This is a genomic window from Streptacidiphilus rugosus AM-16 (genome assembly GCF_000744655.1).
In the GTDB taxonomy this organism is placed as follows: Bacteria; Actinomycetota; Actinomycetes; order Streptomycetales; family Streptomycetaceae; genus Streptacidiphilus; species Streptacidiphilus rugosus.
This window is the reverse complement of sequence record NZ_JQMJ01000004.1, coordinates 4,423,792-4,440,436: the sequence shown is the minus strand read 5'-3', so window position 1 is coordinate 4,440,436 and position 16,645 is coordinate 4,423,792. Positions and strand designations below refer to the sequence as shown.

The 16,645-nt window shown below is 69.7% G+C and carries 10 protein-coding genes; 8 read left to right on the top strand and 2 right to left on the bottom strand.

The genetic code is table 11. The features are described 5' to 3' along the window. Positions 1 to 36: 36 nt before the first annotated feature. From BS83_RS29305 to BS83_RS29295, 3 genes are all read left to right on the top strand, one after another. Complete coding sequence (locus BS83_RS29305; RefSeq protein ID WP_084714290.1) at positions 37 to 765, top strand: AAA family ATPase; 729 nt, start codon at positions 37 to 39, stop codon at positions 763 to 765. A gap of 138 nt (positions 766 to 903) precedes the next feature. Further along, entirely contained in the window at positions 904 to 1,482 is a 579-nt protein-coding gene (locus BS83_RS29300; RefSeq protein ID WP_037606468.1) for a TetR/AcrR family transcriptional regulator, read from the top strand. A 4-nt stretch (positions 1,483 to 1,486) separates the two neighbouring features. Then, positions 1,487 to 2,665: a GDSL-type esterase/lipase family protein gene (locus BS83_RS29295; protein ID WP_037606467.1), complete on the top strand. Its 1,179-nt coding sequence runs from the start codon at positions 1,487 to 1,489 to the stop codon at positions 2,663 to 2,665. 67 nt (positions 2,666 to 2,732) lie between these two features. Here the strand turns inward: BS83_RS29295 and BS83_RS29290 are convergent, their stop codons facing one another. Together BS83_RS29290 and BS83_RS29285 are read right to left on the bottom strand one after the other, a co-directional pair. Further along, entirely contained in the window at positions 2,733 to 3,176 is a 444-nt protein-coding gene (locus BS83_RS29290; protein ID WP_037606466.1) for a hypothetical protein, read from the bottom strand. A gap of 93 nt (positions 3,177 to 3,269) precedes the next feature. After that, entirely contained in the window at positions 3,270 to 6,998 is a 3,729-nt protein-coding gene (locus BS83_RS29285; protein ID WP_157597361.1) for an SGNH/GDSL hydrolase family protein, read from the bottom strand. On the opposite strand from BS83_RS29285, the gene BS83_RS29280 reads away from it, so the two are divergent. The 5 genes from BS83_RS29280 to efp all read left to right on the top strand — a co-directional run bounded on the left by BS83_RS29280 (position 6,925) and on the right by efp (position 16,645). Next, positions 6,925 to 13,872 (top strand): RHS repeat-associated core domain-containing protein, encoded by a 6,948-nt coding sequence (locus tag BS83_RS29280; RefSeq protein ID WP_157597360.1) that lies wholly within the window; start codon positions 6,925 to 6,927, stop codon positions 13,870 to 13,872. The two genes, BS83_RS29285 and BS83_RS29280, sit on opposite strands and share 74 nt — an antisense overlap. Positions 13,873 to 13,880: 8 nt before the next feature. Further along, on the top strand, positions 13,881 to 14,336 hold the full coding sequence (locus BS83_RS29275) for a hypothetical protein (RefSeq protein ID WP_157597359.1): 456 nt from the start codon (positions 13,881 to 13,883) through the stop codon (positions 14,334 to 14,336). Next, positions 14,333 to 14,809 carry a hypothetical protein gene (locus BS83_RS29270; RefSeq protein ID WP_037606464.1) on the top strand — a complete coding sequence of 159 codons (477 nt, stop codon included), beginning with the start codon at positions 14,333 to 14,335 and terminating at the stop codon, positions 14,807 to 14,809. The genes BS83_RS29275 and BS83_RS29270 overlap by 4 nt, the downstream gene beginning before the upstream one ends. 78 nt (positions 14,810 to 14,887) lie before the next feature. Then, entirely contained in the window at positions 14,888 to 15,973 is a 1,086-nt protein-coding gene (locus BS83_RS29265; RefSeq protein ID WP_037606463.1) for a M24 family metallopeptidase, read from the top strand. Positions 15,974 to 16,078: 105 nt separating this feature from the next. Then, positions 16,079 to 16,645, top strand: coding sequence for an elongation factor P (gene efp / locus BS83_RS29260; protein WP_037606461.1), 567 nt, complete (start codon positions 16,079 to 16,081; stop codon positions 16,643 to 16,645).

Genomic DNA, 16,645 nt, shown 5'->3' with positions numbered 1-16,645 from the left:
GACCGGGACGGTATCCTCCGTCCCGGAGGTGACCGGATGTCAGAGAGCCACGGGTACTACTCCGGCAGCCTGCCGCCGCCTCCGGCCTCGGGTCCGCCGAGGGCGACGATGGGGCTGCGCGCCGTCCCCGAGTCCGCGGCGCGGGGCGACCAGACGACGGGACACTTCGTCATGCCCACTCCGCCCGCGTACCCGCAGCCTGCCGCCCCGTCCGGCGGGCCGGTCGCGGTCCTGCTGATCGGCCCGGCGGGCGCGGGCAAGACCTCCGTCGCGCGGTACTGGGCCGACCGGCAACCGACGACCACCGCCCACATCAGCCTCGACGACGTGCGCGAGTGGGTCCGCTCCGGCTTCGCCAACCCGCAGGCAGGCTGGAGCGACCAGGCCGAGGCGCAGTACCGCCTGGCCCGGCGCACCTGCGGTTTCGCCGCCCGCAACTACCTGGCCAACGGCATCTCCTGCGTGATCGACGACGCGGTGTTCCCCGACCGCCCGGCCGTCGGCCTGGGCGGTTGGAAGCGGCACATCGGCCCCCAGGTGATCCCGGTGATCCTGTTGCCGGGCCTGGACGTGGTCCTCTCCCGCAACGCGCTGCGCAGCGGGCACCGCCGGCTTCCCGACGACCAGGTCGCCGAGATCCACAGCCGCATGTCCGGCTGGTACGGCTCGGGTCTGCCGATCATCGACAACTCGCGGCTCGACGTCCCCGCGACGGCCGCCGCCCTGGACCAGGTCCTGCGACAGGCCCGCGCCGTCGGCCGTTAGCCGCCCTGCCCACCCGCTCAGGTGCCACGGACCGCGGTTCGTGGCGCCGCCCTGAGCACCCTCTTGAGTACCCTCTTGCCATTTGCCTAAAGCCATTAGGCAAATGCATAATGGATGTCGCCAGAGGGGAGCAAGGTGATGGTACGAGCGGGACTGACCCCGGAGCGTCTGACGCGGGCGGGGGCCGAGCTGGCGGACGAGGTCGGGTTCGACCAGGTGACCGTCTCGGCGCTGGCCAGGCGCTTCGACGTGAAGGTCGCGAGTCTCTACTCGCACCTGAAGAGCTCCCATGAGCTGAAGACCAGGATCGCGCTGTTCGCGCTGGAGGAGCTCGCCGACCGGGTCGCCTCCGCACTGGCCGGCCGGGCCGGCAAGGACGCGCTCGCCGCGTTCGCGGACGCCTACCGCGACTACGCCAGGGACCACCCCGGTCGCTACGAGGCCGCCAGGTTCAGGCTCGACCCGGAGACGGCCGCCGCCAGTGCCGGCGTACGGCACGCGCAGATGACCCGCGCGATCCTGCGCGGCTACGACCTGGAGGAGCCCGACCAGACCCACGCGGTGCGGATGCTGGGCAGCGTCTTCCACGGCTACGTGAGCCTGGAGGCGGCGGGCGGCTTCAGCCACACCGCCGTCGACCCGCAGGAGTCCTGGCGCTGGGTCGTCGACTCCCTCGACATCCTGCTGCGCGAGCGCGGCACCGCAGCGAGAGGCTGAGGCGATGGACACCGAGCACGACTGGATCAGCACCCCCGTCACCGCGGACCTGCTCCGCGGCTTTCTCGACCTGGAGCCGACCGCCCGCGGCCTGATGCCGCATCGGCTGCCCGCCCGGGCGCGCCGGCAGATCCCCGACGCCCAGCTGGCCACGGCCGAGGCCCAACCCTCCGGCGTGCGGCTGGTGTTCCGGACCCGGGCCACCGTGGTCGAACTGGACACCGTGCCGACCAAGCGGGTCCACCAGGGCCTGCCCGCCCCGGCCGACGGGGTCTACGACCTCCTGGTCGACGGGCGCCTCACCGCCGGGGCGACGGTGCCGGGCGGCAACGTCAGGATCATCACGGACCTGCTCACCCAGGCCTCCGAACTGCGCGAGGGGCCGGTCGGCACCGCCCGGTTCACCGGGCTGCCCGCCCGTGACAAGGACGTCGAGATCTGGCTGCCGCACACCGAGATCACCGAGTTGGTCGCCCTGCGCACCGACGCACCGGTCGGACCGGTGCCTGACCGCGGCCGCAGCGTCTGGCTGCACCACGGGAGTTCGATCAGCCACGGGTCGAACGCCGACCGTCCGACCGCGACCTGGCCGGCCCTGGCCGCGGCCAGAGGCGGCGTGGAACTGCTCAACCTCGGGTTCGGCGGCAGCGCTCTGCTCGACCCCTTCACCGCGCGGGCGATGCGGGACACCCCCGCGGACCTGATCAGCGTCAAGATCGGAATCAACCTCGTCAACACCGACGCGATGCGCCTGCGCGCCTTCGTCCCGGCCGTGCACGGCTTCCTCGACACCCTCCGCGAGGGTCACCCGACGACGCCGCTGCTGGTCGTGTCGCCCCTGCTGTGTCCGGTGCAGGAGGACACCCCAGGCCCGCTGGCGCCCGACTTCACCGACGGGGTGCTGCGCTTCAGGGCGACCGGCGATCCCGCCGAACGTGCCGCCGGGCGCCTGACGCTGAACGTCGTCCGCGACGCGCTCGCCCGGATCGTCGCCGAGCGGGCGGCCGAGGACCCGCACCTGCACCACCTCGACGGTCGGAAGCTGTACGGCGCACGGGACTTCGCCGAACTCCCGCTCCCCGACGAGGTCCACCCCGACCCGGCGGGCCACCGCCGCATCGCCGAGAACTTCGCGCGCCACGTCTTCGAGGACGACGGCCCCTTCGCCGCACACACGCGCTGACCGGCGACCAGAAACCGTCGTCGGCGGGCAACACCCTCCGAGGAGGGCCGCTGCGGTCTGCCGCGGCCTAGGAACCGGCCGCCTGGTTCTCGAGCTCCGCGGCCATGGCGCGCGTGGCGCGCAGGAAGACGCGGGCGTGACAGCGCCGCAGTGCGGAGGCGGTGGCGGCCGCGATGCCCTGGTCCGGGGGCGGTGTCGCGGCCAGGATCGCGGTGAAGCGCGCGCGACTGCGCAGCAGCAGGGGTGCCGGCGGCGTGCCGCAACCACGGTCCGGCGGTCCGGCCGCCGCCTCCTGCGGAGCGTCTTCTGACGCCCCGACGCGGAACAGCCCGACGGCGAGCAGCACGGTGAACCCGGCCAGCTTGATCATCCCGAAGGTGGGAACCCAGGTGCCGCGATGGACGGCGAGCGCCACGAGCAGCCAGACCAGGGCGCCGAGCAGCAGCCCGGCAAGGAGCTGGAAGGCGCCGAGGAGGGCCAGGACGGCGACGGTGCGCAGGGAACGCCTCATGTTCGGATTCTCCATGTGTTCGAGTGGTGGGGCGCAGAACGCCGGGGTGTGCCTGCCTTCCGGCAGACACACCCCGGCGCGGGGCGGGCTCGATCAGGAGATCGGGCCCAGCACGGTCAGGTCCGGCAGACTCGTGAACGCGCTCGGCAGCGCCTGGAAGCCGGCGGTGCTGAGGACCTCGTAGGTGCTGGTGGGGTCCATTCCCGCCACGACGGCATCCGTGTCCACGGCCATGATCCGGTAGGGACTCGCGACGTCGGTCCAGTCGCTCATCATCTGCGAGTTCAGGTCGACCCGCGTCGCGTCGAGCGCCGTGGTGCAGGCGGCCAGCCCGTAGCAGGGGGTCATGGTGGTGAAGACGGTCCTGACGCCCCAGGTGCTGAGCTCGCCGGAGAGCGTGTTGTAGCTCTGGATGATCTGCTGCTCGCTCTCACCCGCCAGCACGTCGTTCAGACCCTGGGCGACGACGACGTTCTGGATGCCGGGCTCGGCCAGCACGTCCCGGTCGAGACGGGTGAGCGCCGCCCGGCCGGGGTTCCCGCTCAGGTCGGTGTCCAGCCGGTTGCCGGGGACGCCGAGGTCGACGACGCCGTAGTCGGGCACGGTGGTCTGCGCGGCCAGGGCCGCGACGAGGCCCGTCGCGAGGTGCGGCGCCCCGTGGAGCGCCTTGGTGCCGGTGGCGTACGGAGTGTTGATGTTGTCGCCGAGTACGGCCACGGTGCCCAGGCCCGGCGTGCTGCCGACCACGTCGACACCGGCCAGGACATTGGTGAAGTCGCCTGTGGTGCTTCCGGTCCCGGTGAACGCCGTGGCGGTGGTGTCGGCCGTGTGGTCGCCGGCCGCGCTCGTCGTGGCTGGGGCGGTAATCCAGCTGGTGGCCGACGAGTAGATGTGGCCGTCGAGCGTCGCGTCGGTGAGCGAGTAGCTGATCAGCAACGCGTGGCCGGCGGTCGCGCCGAAGGTCAGCGGGTCGCTGTAGACGTCGCTGCCCGCCGGTATGGTGACGCTCTTTCCGCCGCCGGGGACATTGGTGAAGCTGACGTCCTGCGGAGCGCCGGTCGGGGTCGGTCCAGTCGACTGGGTCGCGACGGTGACGTGGTTCAGCGTCACCGGCGCGGTGCCGAGAGCGTTCGACAGGCGGAGCCGCACCGTGCCGCCGGTGACACTCGGGGTGGCGGCCGTGCGGACCGTCAGGTTGGTGTAGTCGACGTTGCCGGTGAACTTGTAGTGGCTCTCGCTCGGCGAGGCCCAGGCGCCGGTCCACTGCGTGCCGCCGGGGGCGGTGGTGGTGTCACGGAAGGCGATGCCGAAGATGTGCATGGCCGGCATGCCCGACAGCGGACGGCCGCTGACGCCGTTCACCGGCCCGGCGACGTCGGGCAGCGTGATGGAGGAGACGGTCTTGCCCGGCTCCAGACGGATCGCGAAGGCGTAGATGCCGACGGGCGTCGTCTGCTGCGTGCCGGCGGCGTAGTTGCGGTGCGGCAGGATCAGCGAAGCCAGGGTGCTGGAGCCGTAGACCCAGTCGGGGGTGAGCATCCGGTAGGGCTCGGAGCCGTTGGAGCCGACGGTGGGGTCCGTGTAGTTGACCGTGCCGCTCGGCGCCGAGCAGTCCTGGTAGGCGTTGTTGCCCAGGGTGCAGTCGGTGCCGACGACGTCCGTGCCCGGCGGCACGTAGGGCACCGTCTCGGGGGTGGGGCTGTCGACCGCGCTGCTGGCCTCGGCGTAGGTGCCGGTCGCCAGGACCACCAGGGACTGGCCGGTGCTGTTGCCGTCGGGGCCGGAGTTCGCCGGGAACTGGATGGTCTGGTTGTCGGCGAGCACGTTGTCGGACGCGCCCGAGGTGTTGAAGTTGGGCAGGGTGAACTGCGCGCCGTCCACGGTGACGGTGTTGCCCGTGGTGCCCGAGGAGGGGGCCCAGCCGGCGTTGCGGAGATCGGTCAGCGAGATCGTGTTGCCGCTGCCGTCGAAGTCACCCGCTGTGTGGGTGCTGTCCGGGGAGACGCTGGTGTTGTTCAGCGCGGCCTGGAACGAGGAGTAGGTCTGGCCCGGAGCGCCCTGCACGGTGAACTGCGTGCTGGTGGAGGCGCGGTTGCCCGCCGCGTCGTAGGCGTCCACGTAGAGCTTGTGGGTGCCGGGGCCGGACGGCGTCACGGTGATGTCGTGAGCACCGGTGCCGTCGGTGACGTTGATGGTCTGGCTGGCCGGCGGGTTGCTGGTCGACGGGGCGATGTCGAGGCCGTAGACGAACTTGAGGGCCTTGTCCGCCGCGTCGGTCTTGGCGGTGAAGGTCGCCGTGGTGTGCTCGGTCGTCCCGACGCTCTTCGGCGTCAGGGTCGGCACCGGGGTGTTCGGGTAGGCCGTGAAGTGGCAGACCGTGGAACTGGAGACGCTGTCCTCACCGTCGGTCAGCCCGGTGACCTGCCAGTCGACGACGGTCCCGTCCGCGAGCCCGGAGACGAAGCCGGACTTCATGGTCCCCTGGGCGGTCAGGCCGCTCGAGGTGTTGGCCGAGGTGACCGTGTTCTTGGTGGTGCTCCCGTCGACCCAGTAGGTGAAGGTGGCGGCCATGTCGTCGGCGTCGGGGTCGGTGACCTTGGTGTACATCGTGGGCGGCGTGACGGAGTCCGTCTTGCCGAGCAGCGGGTACGGCGAGGCCGTGTCGCAGCCCAGGTCGGTGCTCCCGGCCTTGGCGTCGAGGCTGCCGGGCGCGTTCGGGTAGTGGTTGTACTCGACGGAGATGGTCGGGTTGTTGGCGAAGCGCTTGAAGTAGGTCCCGGAGCTCTCGTTGCCGTTCGTGACCGCGAAGGTCAGCGTGCTCGCGCTGCTCAGCGTCTTCTGCGTGGTCGAGTCGAGCGTGAAGTTGATGCTCGGCTCACTCGAGCACGCGGGACCGTAGCTGTGGGTTCCGAAGGAGTTGCCGAGGGCGGGCTTGTTGTTCCAGTCCGTCCCCCCGCCGATCGCGCTCTTGGCCGCGTAGACGTTGACGTTGGAGGAGGCGCTGCAGCTGGCCGAGTAGCTCTCCTTGAGGCTCACGTAGGCCGTGACGATGTGCTGGGCGCCGTGGACCTGGCTCGGGATGCCGACCTGGAAGTAGGAGCGCTCCACCCCGACGCAGCCGGAGAAGGTGTTGTCACCGACGCCGGGATCACCGTAGGTGGTCGAGTCCTCGTTGGCCGCGGTCGGGCAGCCGGCCTGGACCTCGACGAAGTGCTGCTTGGCGCCCGTCTTCCAGATCGCGGTCCAGGTCGGGTCGATGTACAGCGGGAAGTGGACGCCGGCTCCGGTCAGCAGGTGCTTGTCCGGCGCCAGCAGGATGGTCGAGCCGGAGACGGTGTCGGCGACGCGCGCCACCTGGGCGCCGGTGCCGGGGCCGTTCGCGGTGGACGCGACCGGGGCAGCGGGGTGGACGGAGGCTCCGGAGACACCGGAGAGCGCGGCGGCGCTGCGGCCCAGGGTGTTGGCCGGGGCGGTGGGGACGGCGTTCGTGCTGCTGTCCCACATGACCGGGGCGGGAGCCTGGAAGGCCACCGCTCCGCTCCGGGTGACCGCCCTCAGGTTGCCGTGGCCGTCGTCGTGGAGGGAGAGCCCGGCGCCGTGGGCGGCCAGCTTGAGCTGGGCCAGCGCCGGGTCGGCCGCGGCGGCCGGGGTTTTGACGATCAGCGTCTGGGTGAAGCCGCCGATGGTGGTCGCGCTCATCCGCAGGTCCACGCCGGGGATGACGTCGGCGTAACTGACGCTCGAGCCGGTGACGGTGGGCTTGGGCAGTGCGGTGGGCCAACTCAGCGACAGCGCCGGACCGTTGCCGCCGCCCATGGTCACCAGCGGGCCGTTGCCGCCGGCGGAGAACGAGACTGAAGACCGCCCTCCCGGCCGCGGCCGACGGTACCGCGGCACTCGCCGCCGCGACCCGCCCCGGGCCGCCGCCAAGGCCGGCGGCCTGCCGGTCACGCTCAGCGTGACGGCGCCGACCGCCCCGCGCGCGTCGGGGGCCGCGGCGAAGTCCGCCCCGCACCCCGCCACTGGCGCGCTGACCGCCAAGGTCTCCATGGCGCCGCAGAGCACCAGCGCCAAGCTCGCCCTGCGCGGCGTCGTCTTCGGCCTGCAGCGCACCGACCTGACCGCCGGCGCCCGCACCGCGCGCGTCTCCCTGGACTACAGCGCCTTCCGCAACGCCTACGGTGCGGACTGGGGCTCCCGGCTGCGCCTGGTCCAGCTGCCCGCCTGCGCCCTGACCACCCCGGCGCTGGCCAAGTGCCGCACCCAGACCCCCCTGGCGACCTCCACCAACTCCGGTGCGGGCAACCAGGTGACCGCCCAGGTCCAGCTGGCCGCCCGCAGCGCTGCCGTGCAGCCGATGACGGTGCTGGCCGCGACCTCCTCGGAGACCGGGAGCGGCGGCTCGTTCGCGGCCACCTCGCTGGCTCCGCAGGGCCAGTGGTCCGGCGGCTCCGGGGCCGGTTCCTTCAACTGGTCCTACAACGTCTCGATCCCCGAGGTCCCCGGCGGGCTGGCCCCGACGGTCAGCCTGGGCTACGACTCGCAGTCCATCGACGGCCGCACAGCGGCCGACTCCCCGCAGGCCTCCTGGGTCGGCGACGGCTGGTCGGACTCGCAGAACTACATCGAGCGCAGCTACGTGTCCTGCTCGCAGGACTCCAACTCGACCAACAACACTCCCAAGACGGGCGACGAGTGCTGGTCCGACGCGGCCGACTCGGTCACGCTGTCGCTGAACGGCACGTCGACCACGCTGGTCCACGACGACGCCACCGGCGCCTGGCGACCGCAGAACGACAACGGCGAGACCGTCTCGCTCAAGACGGACACCGTCAACACCGATCACGCCCACCAGTACTGGGTGATCACCACCGGCGGCACCAGCTACTACTTCGGCCTGAACCAGCTCCCCGGCTACGCGAGCGGCAACGCCACCACCAACTCGGTGTGGACCGTGCCGGTCTACGGCAACGACACGGGTGAGCCCTGCCACGCCTCGACCTTCGCGGCGTCCTCCTGCGCGACGGCCTGGCGCTGGAACCTCGACTACGTGGTCGACCGTCACCAGGACTCCATGAGCTACTGGTACAAGACGGAGGCCAACTACTACGGCGCCGACAACGCCACCACGCCCGTCTCCTACGTCCGCGGCGGTTACCTCGACCACGTCGAGTACGGCCAGCGCGCCGGGCACACGTACGACACCACCCAGCCTGCCGCCGGCAAGGTCTTCTACGACGTCTCGGAGCGCTGCAACCCCACCGGATTCACCTGCGCCGGCGCGACGCTCAGCTCCACCACCGCCTCGCACTGGCCGGACGTCCCCTACGACCAGAACTGTGCGTCGACCGGCACCTGCAACAACCACGGGCCGTCGTTCTGGACCACCAAGGAGCTGACCGGCATCCGGACCCAGGTCCTGGTCGGCACCGCCTACTCCAACGTCGACTCCTGGGCGCTGAACTACAGCTTCCCCTCCACGGGCGACGACACCTCGCCGTCGCTGTGGCTGAGCAGCGTCACCCGCACCGGCCAGGTCGGCGGCACCGCCTCGACCCCGCCGATCACCTTCACGCCGCGCATGATGGCGAACCGGGTGCCCTCCCTGGCGGGCTATCTGCCGATCACCCGCGGTCGCATCTACCAGATCAGCACCGAGAGCGGCGACCTGATCCAGGTCAACTACGCCGACACCACACCCACGATCGCCGCCTGTGACAACGGCAGCACTCCGGTCCTGCCGTCGTCGGACGACAGCAACGGCATGCTGTGCTACCCGGCCTACTGGACGCCGCCGGGCCTGACCTCTCCGATCAAGGACTGGTTCAACAAGTACGTCGTCTCCTCGGTCACCGAGCAGGACACCGCGACCAAGAGCCCCAGCGTCGAGACCGACTACAGCTACGTGGGCCCGACCGCCTGGCACTACGCCGACGACCCGGGCACCCAGGCCAAGTACCGCACCTGGAACCAGTTCCGCGGCTTCGGCGAGGTCGACACCCGCACCGGCACGCCCGGCGGCAACGACCCGATCACCTTCAACCGCGCGATCTACTTCCGCGGCATGGACGGCGACAAGACGGCCACCGGCACGCGCAGCATCACGCTGAACGACACCGCCAAGGACGACCCCCAGAAGGACGTCAACGCCCTGGCCGGCGTCGCCTTCGAGACGCTCGCCTACAACGGCGACGGCGGCTCGCTGCTGGCCGACACCGTCACCGACCCGTGGCTCGGCCCGGTCACCGCCACCCAGTCCCGCACCGCCGCCGGCCTGGACCCGCTGACCGCGCAGCAGATCAACTCGGACCGGGTCCGTACCACGCAGACCACCTCGACGGGCAGCCGCACCACCGAGACCGACACCACCTTCGACAACGCCAGTGGCCTGCCGACGGCGGTCGACGACCACGGCGACACGTCGACCACGTCGGACGACCGCTGCACCCGTACGACGTACATGAAGGACGCGTCGGGCGCCTGGCTGCCGATGCCGTCGCGGACCACGACGGTCTCCGTCGCCTGTTCGGTCACCCCGAAGTACCCGGACAACCTCGTCGCCGACGAGCAGGTCTACTACGACGGCGCGACCACCACCACGGCGGTCCCGACCACGGGCGACGTCACCAAGGTCGTCAAGACCGCGGTCGTCGACTCCAGCGGCAACCCGACCAGCTCGGTCACCGCGCTCCAGGCCACCTACGACCAGTACGGCCGCGAGCTCACCTCGACGGACGGCGACAGCCGCGTCACCACGACGGCGTACACGCCGACGACCGGCGCCGCGCCGACGAAGGTCGTCGTGACCTCGCCCAAGGTCACCGGCCAGCTGTCCGGCTTCGCGGCGACCTCGGTGATGGATCCCACTCGCGGCGAGACCCTGTCGACCACTGACGCCGCCGGGTACGTCACCAGCAGCACCTACGACCCGATGGGCCGTCTCACCGGCGTCTGGGACCCGGGCTTCTCGCAGACCGCGAACCCGAACCAGCCCAACACCAAGTACAGCTACGACCTGAGCAACACCGGGATCTCCACGGTGACGACCCAGGACCTGCTGGACAACGGCAGCTACACCACCAGCATCGCCCTCTACGACTCCCTGCTGCGCCAGCGGGAGACGCAGAGCAGCACCGTCGACGGTGGCCGCGACATCACGGACACCGTCTACGACTCCCACGGCTGGCCGATCAAGACGGACGCGCCCTACTACAACAACAGCGCGCCGAACTCGACCCTGGTCGCGGCCCCGGACGACACCGTCCCTTCGTCGACGGGCTACGAGTACGACGGTGACGGTCGCACCCTGGCCACTATCTCTTACCACGCCGGTACCGAGACCTGGCGCAGCACGGTCGCCTACCCGGGTGAGGACGAGACTGTCGTCATTCCGCCCAACGGCGGTACCAAGACGGCGACTTACACGGACGCTCGTGGACACACCGTCAAGCTGCTTCAGTACAAGCCGACCGACCCGAACAACCCGCTCGTCACGCAGTACTCCTACGACGCGTCGGACCGGCAGGTCGGGCAGCAGGACACGGCGACGACCACGGTCGGGGCGACCATCCCATCGCACACCTGGTCCACGGGCTACAACCTGTTGGGCCAGAAGACCAGCTCGAGCGACCCGGATTCGGGAACGACCAGCTTCACGTACGACAACGCCGGCCTGCTGAAGACGGCCACGGACGCCCGGGGCAAGCAGCTCAGCTACACGTACGACGAGTTGGGGCGTAAGACCGCGCAGTACGACACCAGCACCACCAGTACGGAGAGCGCGACCAACGAGCTGGCCTCGTGGAAGTACGACTCGCTGAAGAAGGGATATCTGTCTTCCTCGACGAGCTACTACAACAGCGGCGCCAACGCCTACACCGAAGCCGTCTCCGCGTACGACACCCACGGCTGGCCGCGTGGGACTGCGGTCACCATCCCGGCCGGGGAGGGCAACCTCGCGGGGACGTACTCCACGTCGGTCACCTACAACTACACCGGCACGGTGGCGTCCAGCCAGGACAGCACGACCAACACGAACGTCAACCTGCCGGGTGAGACGATCAACTACTCCTACGACGCGTACGGCCACCCGACCGGTGCCTCGTCCACGTCCTGGGACTACGTCGACAACGTCGCCTACGACGACTTCGGCAACGCGACCCGCCTCACCTACGGTCCGACCACCAACTTCGCGCAGCTCGGGTTGAGCTATGACGAGCAGACTCAGCGCCTGACCGAGGCACAGGTCGTCACCGGCAACGGCGGCACCCTCGCCGACGACACCACCTACGGATACTCGAACGCCGACGGGACTGTCTCGGCGGGTTCCGGGCTGATCACCTCCATCACCGACAAGCAGAACCCGGGCAGCGCCCAGGCGGTCACCGACACCCAGTGCTTCGGCTACGACTTCCTCCAGCGCCTCACCTCCGCCTGGACGGCGACGGACGCGTGCGCGTCGACCCCGACCGCGGGCAACTCGCCGAGCGTCGGCGGTCCGAACCCGTACTGGCAGTCGTGGACCTACGACGAGCAGGGAAATCGGCTCACTCAGGTCAACCACGACGTCGCGGGCAACACCGCCAACGATGTCACGACCGCCTACCAGCCGGTCGGCGGCACTGGCAACACAGCCACCGGCACCCAGTCCGGCAAGCCGGTCCACGGACTCGTCCAGGCCGGCAGCAGCAACGCGGCAGGCCCGATCGCCGGCTCGACCATCACCTACGGGTACGACGCTGCCGGCAACACCACCAGCCGAACCAACTCCGCGACGACCACGGACACCCTGACGTACGACGCGACGGGCAAGCTCGCCTCACTGTCGACGACGGGTTCCGCGACGGAGACAAGCAACTACCGGTACGACGCCAACGGGCAACTGCTGGTCCGCCAGGACGACCAGGCGACGGTCCTCTACGTCGGTGACGAGGAGCTAACGCTCCAGAAGGGCCAGACCACAGCCGTCGGCCTGCGGTACGTCGGGCTCGGCGGATCGCTTGTCGCGGTGCACGACAGCACCGGGCAGGTCTTCTACACCGTTCCCAACCAGCAAGGCACGAACACCATTCAGATCAGCGCAAGCAACACTGCGACGGTCAATCGGCGTTCGTTCACCCCGTACGGGCAGGACCGCACCGCGCCGTCAGCCTGGATGGGCAACAAGGGCTATGTGGGCGGCCAGCAGGACGAGACCACAGGGCTGACCAATCTTGGCGCCCGGGAGTACGACCCGAGCACCGGCAAGTTCCTCTCGCCCGATCCGCTGATTGTTCAGGGTGACCCACAGCAGTGGAACGCCTACAGCTACGCGGACGACAGCCCGGTCACCAAGTCCGACCCGACCGGCACCCGGCCTGCCGACTGCGACGGTGCGTGCCTGCGCAACTGGGTCGCAGCCCAACGCAAGAACCTCCAGGAGCAGCAGGATCACCCCGGGCAGCACCGCTGCGGCTCCGACTACGCCTCGTGGTGCAAGACCACGGCACAGGAGGTCGCGCTTCAGCAGCAGGAAGCCGAGGCTGAGGCGAAGGCTCGCGCCGCTGCCACGGCTCAGGCAGCACTGGCTGCGGCCAAGTCGCACAAGGAAGGTCTGGTCCACCAGATCATCAGCCTGGTCGGTGACCTCATCGGGGTCACTGATGCGGTGAACTGCTTCACCAAGGGCGACGTCATGGGGTGCATCAGCACCGCACTGACCTTCGTCCCCTGGGGGAAGATCTTCAAGGCTGTGAAGGTGGGCGTCGAAGCCTTCAAGGTCTGGAAGATGATCGACCGCGCCGAAGAGGTCATCCGAGGCGCGGAGGACGTGGCGAAGGCGGCCGAAGGCGCCGCTGAGGCGGTACGCGGTGAGGCCGCTGCGGCTGATGCGGCACTTGCGGCCGAGACCAAGGCTGAGAACGCCGCAGCAGACGCGGCCAAGTCGCGGGGAGGTGGGGACGGGCCCAGTTGCTCCATCCACAGCTTCGTGGCGAGCACCCCGGTGCTGATGGCTGACGGCACCGTGAAGGCCATTGCGACGGTGCACTCCGGGGATGTCGTGCTGGCCACGGACCCTCAGACCGGCATCAGCCGGTCGGAGGTCGTGGTCCGGCAGATCGTCACCAAGACCGACCGTGAGTTCACCGAGCTCTCCCTGCGTTCCTCGACCCATGGGGCCCACGCACCGCCGGCCACGGCGCAGCTCACCACCACATGGCACCACCCGTTCTGGAACGCGAGCCTGCACCGTTGGACCAACGCCAGCGAGCTGGCGAAGGGAACCCTGCTCCGCGAGCCCGACGGTTCGACGGCGTCCGTGGTCGGTGTGCGCAACTACCACGGTACGGCTGTGACCTACGACCTGACGGTCGCGGAGTTGCACACGTACTACGTCCTGGCAGGTGATTTGCCGATCCTCGTGCACAACAGTGGCGGGGACGCGTGGTGGGACACCGGGGACGATGAGGACGACCCGTACGCCGAGTACGACGAATGGGGCGACGATGCCTCGAGCTTCGAGAAGGCCCGGCACGGAAACAACACGGCAGCGAACAAGGCCGGAAAGTGGGCGATGAAGCAGGGCGGCGTCACGAACAAGGACGAGGCCCGTCGTGTCCACAACACCATGAAGGACGGGATGGACGGCAACGGTAATCTGGACAAGAGCGAGATCACCGACATCGCGCGGAGCGAGCTCGGAAAGGGCTGTGAGTGACGCGATTCGTGAAGGTCGAGGAGAGCCGGGACGTCACGGCACTGCAACGAGCGCTCGACCCTCTGGTCGGTCGTGAAGTCAGTGGCGTCAGGCTCTCCGAGGCGGGTTCACTTCGCGTGGATTTCACCGACGGCGCATCGACGCGCCCTTGTTGGCTCGGTGTCTACAGCATCGCCTGGCGGCTTGACGGCCGCCAGGCCGTGCTGGCGGCCTCGCAGGATGCTCCGGAAGGTCTGTTGGCGGACGTTCAGGTACTCCGGGGGAAACGGCTGACATCTGTGGATGTTCGCCCGTTGAGCATGGATACGACGTTCCGTCTCGCAGATGTTGATCTTCGGATCTTTCCGGCCTTCTCCGGGTCCGATGACGAAGACTCCGTCTACTGGAGCCTCCGGCTTCCGACGGGCTTCATGTTCTGCGCTGGTCCGGGGGCTGCATGGTCGGTGAGGAGGGCACTCCGATGAACGCGGACATCGAAGCGATCAACGATCTGGTCGGGCCCTTGCTCGGCCGGCCGGCGTGGAACGTGCGGGTCGGCGTGGGGAGCAATCTGTCCCTCGAGTTCGGGGGCCCGACGACGCCGTATGCGGACGGGGTCGTCTTCGGCGAGTGGCATCTGTGGGTCTCCATGGCCGCCTGGCGGCTGGACGGAGCGAATGGTGTTATCGCGGGCTCCGAGGATCCTCGTGCCTCGTTGGAGTCGGCAGCCCAGATGCTGGAGGGACGCGTACTGACGGCCGTGGACGTGCAGCCGCCCGGACTCGAGACCGTTTTCGAGTTCGAGAGCCTCGGTGTTCACGTCTTCCCGCTTTTCTCGCGGCCGCAGTCGACGGACCCCCTCGCATCCTGGATGCTTTGGATGCCGAGTGGCCGGATCCTGTCCGTCGGGCCAGGTTCGTCCTGGTCCGTGGAAGAGGCCAAGGCGGGTCCCGGCTGAGACGTCCACCCGAAGTGCCTAGTTCGACCGAAGCGCCTCCGCCGAGCGGGGGCGCTTCGGCGCGCTTAGCCTCGGAGCATGGGTGACGTGTTTCGGGAGAGGCGTGAGCGGCTGCGTGAGCGCTGCAGTGGCGCCGGGGTGGACGCCGCGTTGGTGACCGCGCCGGCGAACGTGCGGTGGCTCACCGGAGCGGTCGGCGCGCACGCGCTTCTGCTCGGGCGGGACCGGGCCGTGGTCGCCGTCGAGCATCCGGCCAGGGATCGCGACGAGGGGCTCGAGGAACTGCTGGTGCCGCCGGGAACGGATCCGGCGGTGGCCGTCGCCGCCAACGCGGGGGCCGGCGTGCTCGGGGTGGAGGAGCACGACCTCACCGTCGCCCGCCACCGCGCCGTCGCGGAGGTGGCCGAGTGCGAGCTGCACGATCTGCACCATGCGGTCGAGCAGCTCAGGGTCGTCAAGGACGAGCAGGAGATCGCCTGCCTGCGGATCGCGGGGGAGATCGCCGACCAGGCCCTCGGCGAGCTGCTGGAGTCGATCCTGGTCGGCCGCAGCGAGCGCCATCTCGCGATGGAGCTGGAGCGGCGCATGATCGACCACGGGGCCGACGGGCCCGCCTTCCCGGTCCGGGTCGGCGCCGGGGACCACGCCGGGCGGGCCCGGCACCTGCCCGGGGACCGCCGGGTCGAGGAGGGCGACTTCCTCACCGTCTCGCTCGGCGCCTGCTACCGGGGTTACCGCGCCTCCGCCGCCCGGACCTTCGTCGTCGGCCTCGCGCCGCAGGAGTGGCAGATCGAGCTGCACGGCCTCGTCTTCGCCGGCCAGCGCGCCGCGCGTGAGGCGCTGGTGCTCGGCGGCTCGCTCGACGACTGCGCGCGGGCCGCGCGCCGCGTGCTGGAGGCGGGCGGTCAACCCGAACTGCTGCCCGAAGGAGTGGGCCACGGAGTCGGTCTGGATGTCGAGGAGGAGCCGCGCCCGGGGGCGTTGGAACTCTGGCCCGGGGAGTTCGGTAAGATTGAGAACCGTGTGCCGGTCACTGTCGGACTGGGAGTGACGCTCCCGGGTCGCGGCGGGGTCCGGATCGAGGACACGCTCGTCGTCCGTCCTTCCGAGGACGGAGGGCCCGAGCTGCTCACCATCACGACCAAGGAGCTCCTCGCCCTGTGATTTCCGGGATCCGATCTCGTCCGAGATCGAGCCCCGGAGGCCGCAGGACACGCGACTTGGTTCCTTGACAAGCTGACAAAGCGAAATCCAGAAGTTAGGGCGACTGTGGCTTCCACCAACGACCTCAAGAACGGCATGGTGCTCAAGCTCGACAACGACCAGCTGTGGTCCGTCGTCGAGTTCCAGCACGTGAAGCCCGGCAAGGGCCCGGCCTTCGTGCGCACCAAGCTCAAGCACGTGCTGTCCGGCAAGGTCGTCGACAAGACCTTCAACGCCGGCGTGAAGGTCGAGACGGCCAACGTCGACAAGCGCACGATGCAGTTCTCCTACAAGGACGGCGAGCAGTTCGTGTTCATGGACATGGACACCTACGAGCAGACGCACGTCGACCCCTCGGTCGTCGGCGACGCCTCCAAGTTCCTGCTGGAGGGCTTCGACGCCCTCGTCGCCGTCCACGACGGCGCCCCCCTCTACGTCGAGCTCCCGGCCGCCGTCGAGCTGGTCATCGAGTTCACCGAGCCGGGCCTGCAGGGCGACCGCTCCACCGGCGGCACCAAGCCGGCGCGCCTGGAGACCGGCGCCGAGGTCTCGGTTCCGCTCTTCATCAACCAGGGCGAGAAGATCAAGGTCGACACCCGCACCGGCGACTACCTCGGCCGGGTGAACTCCTAA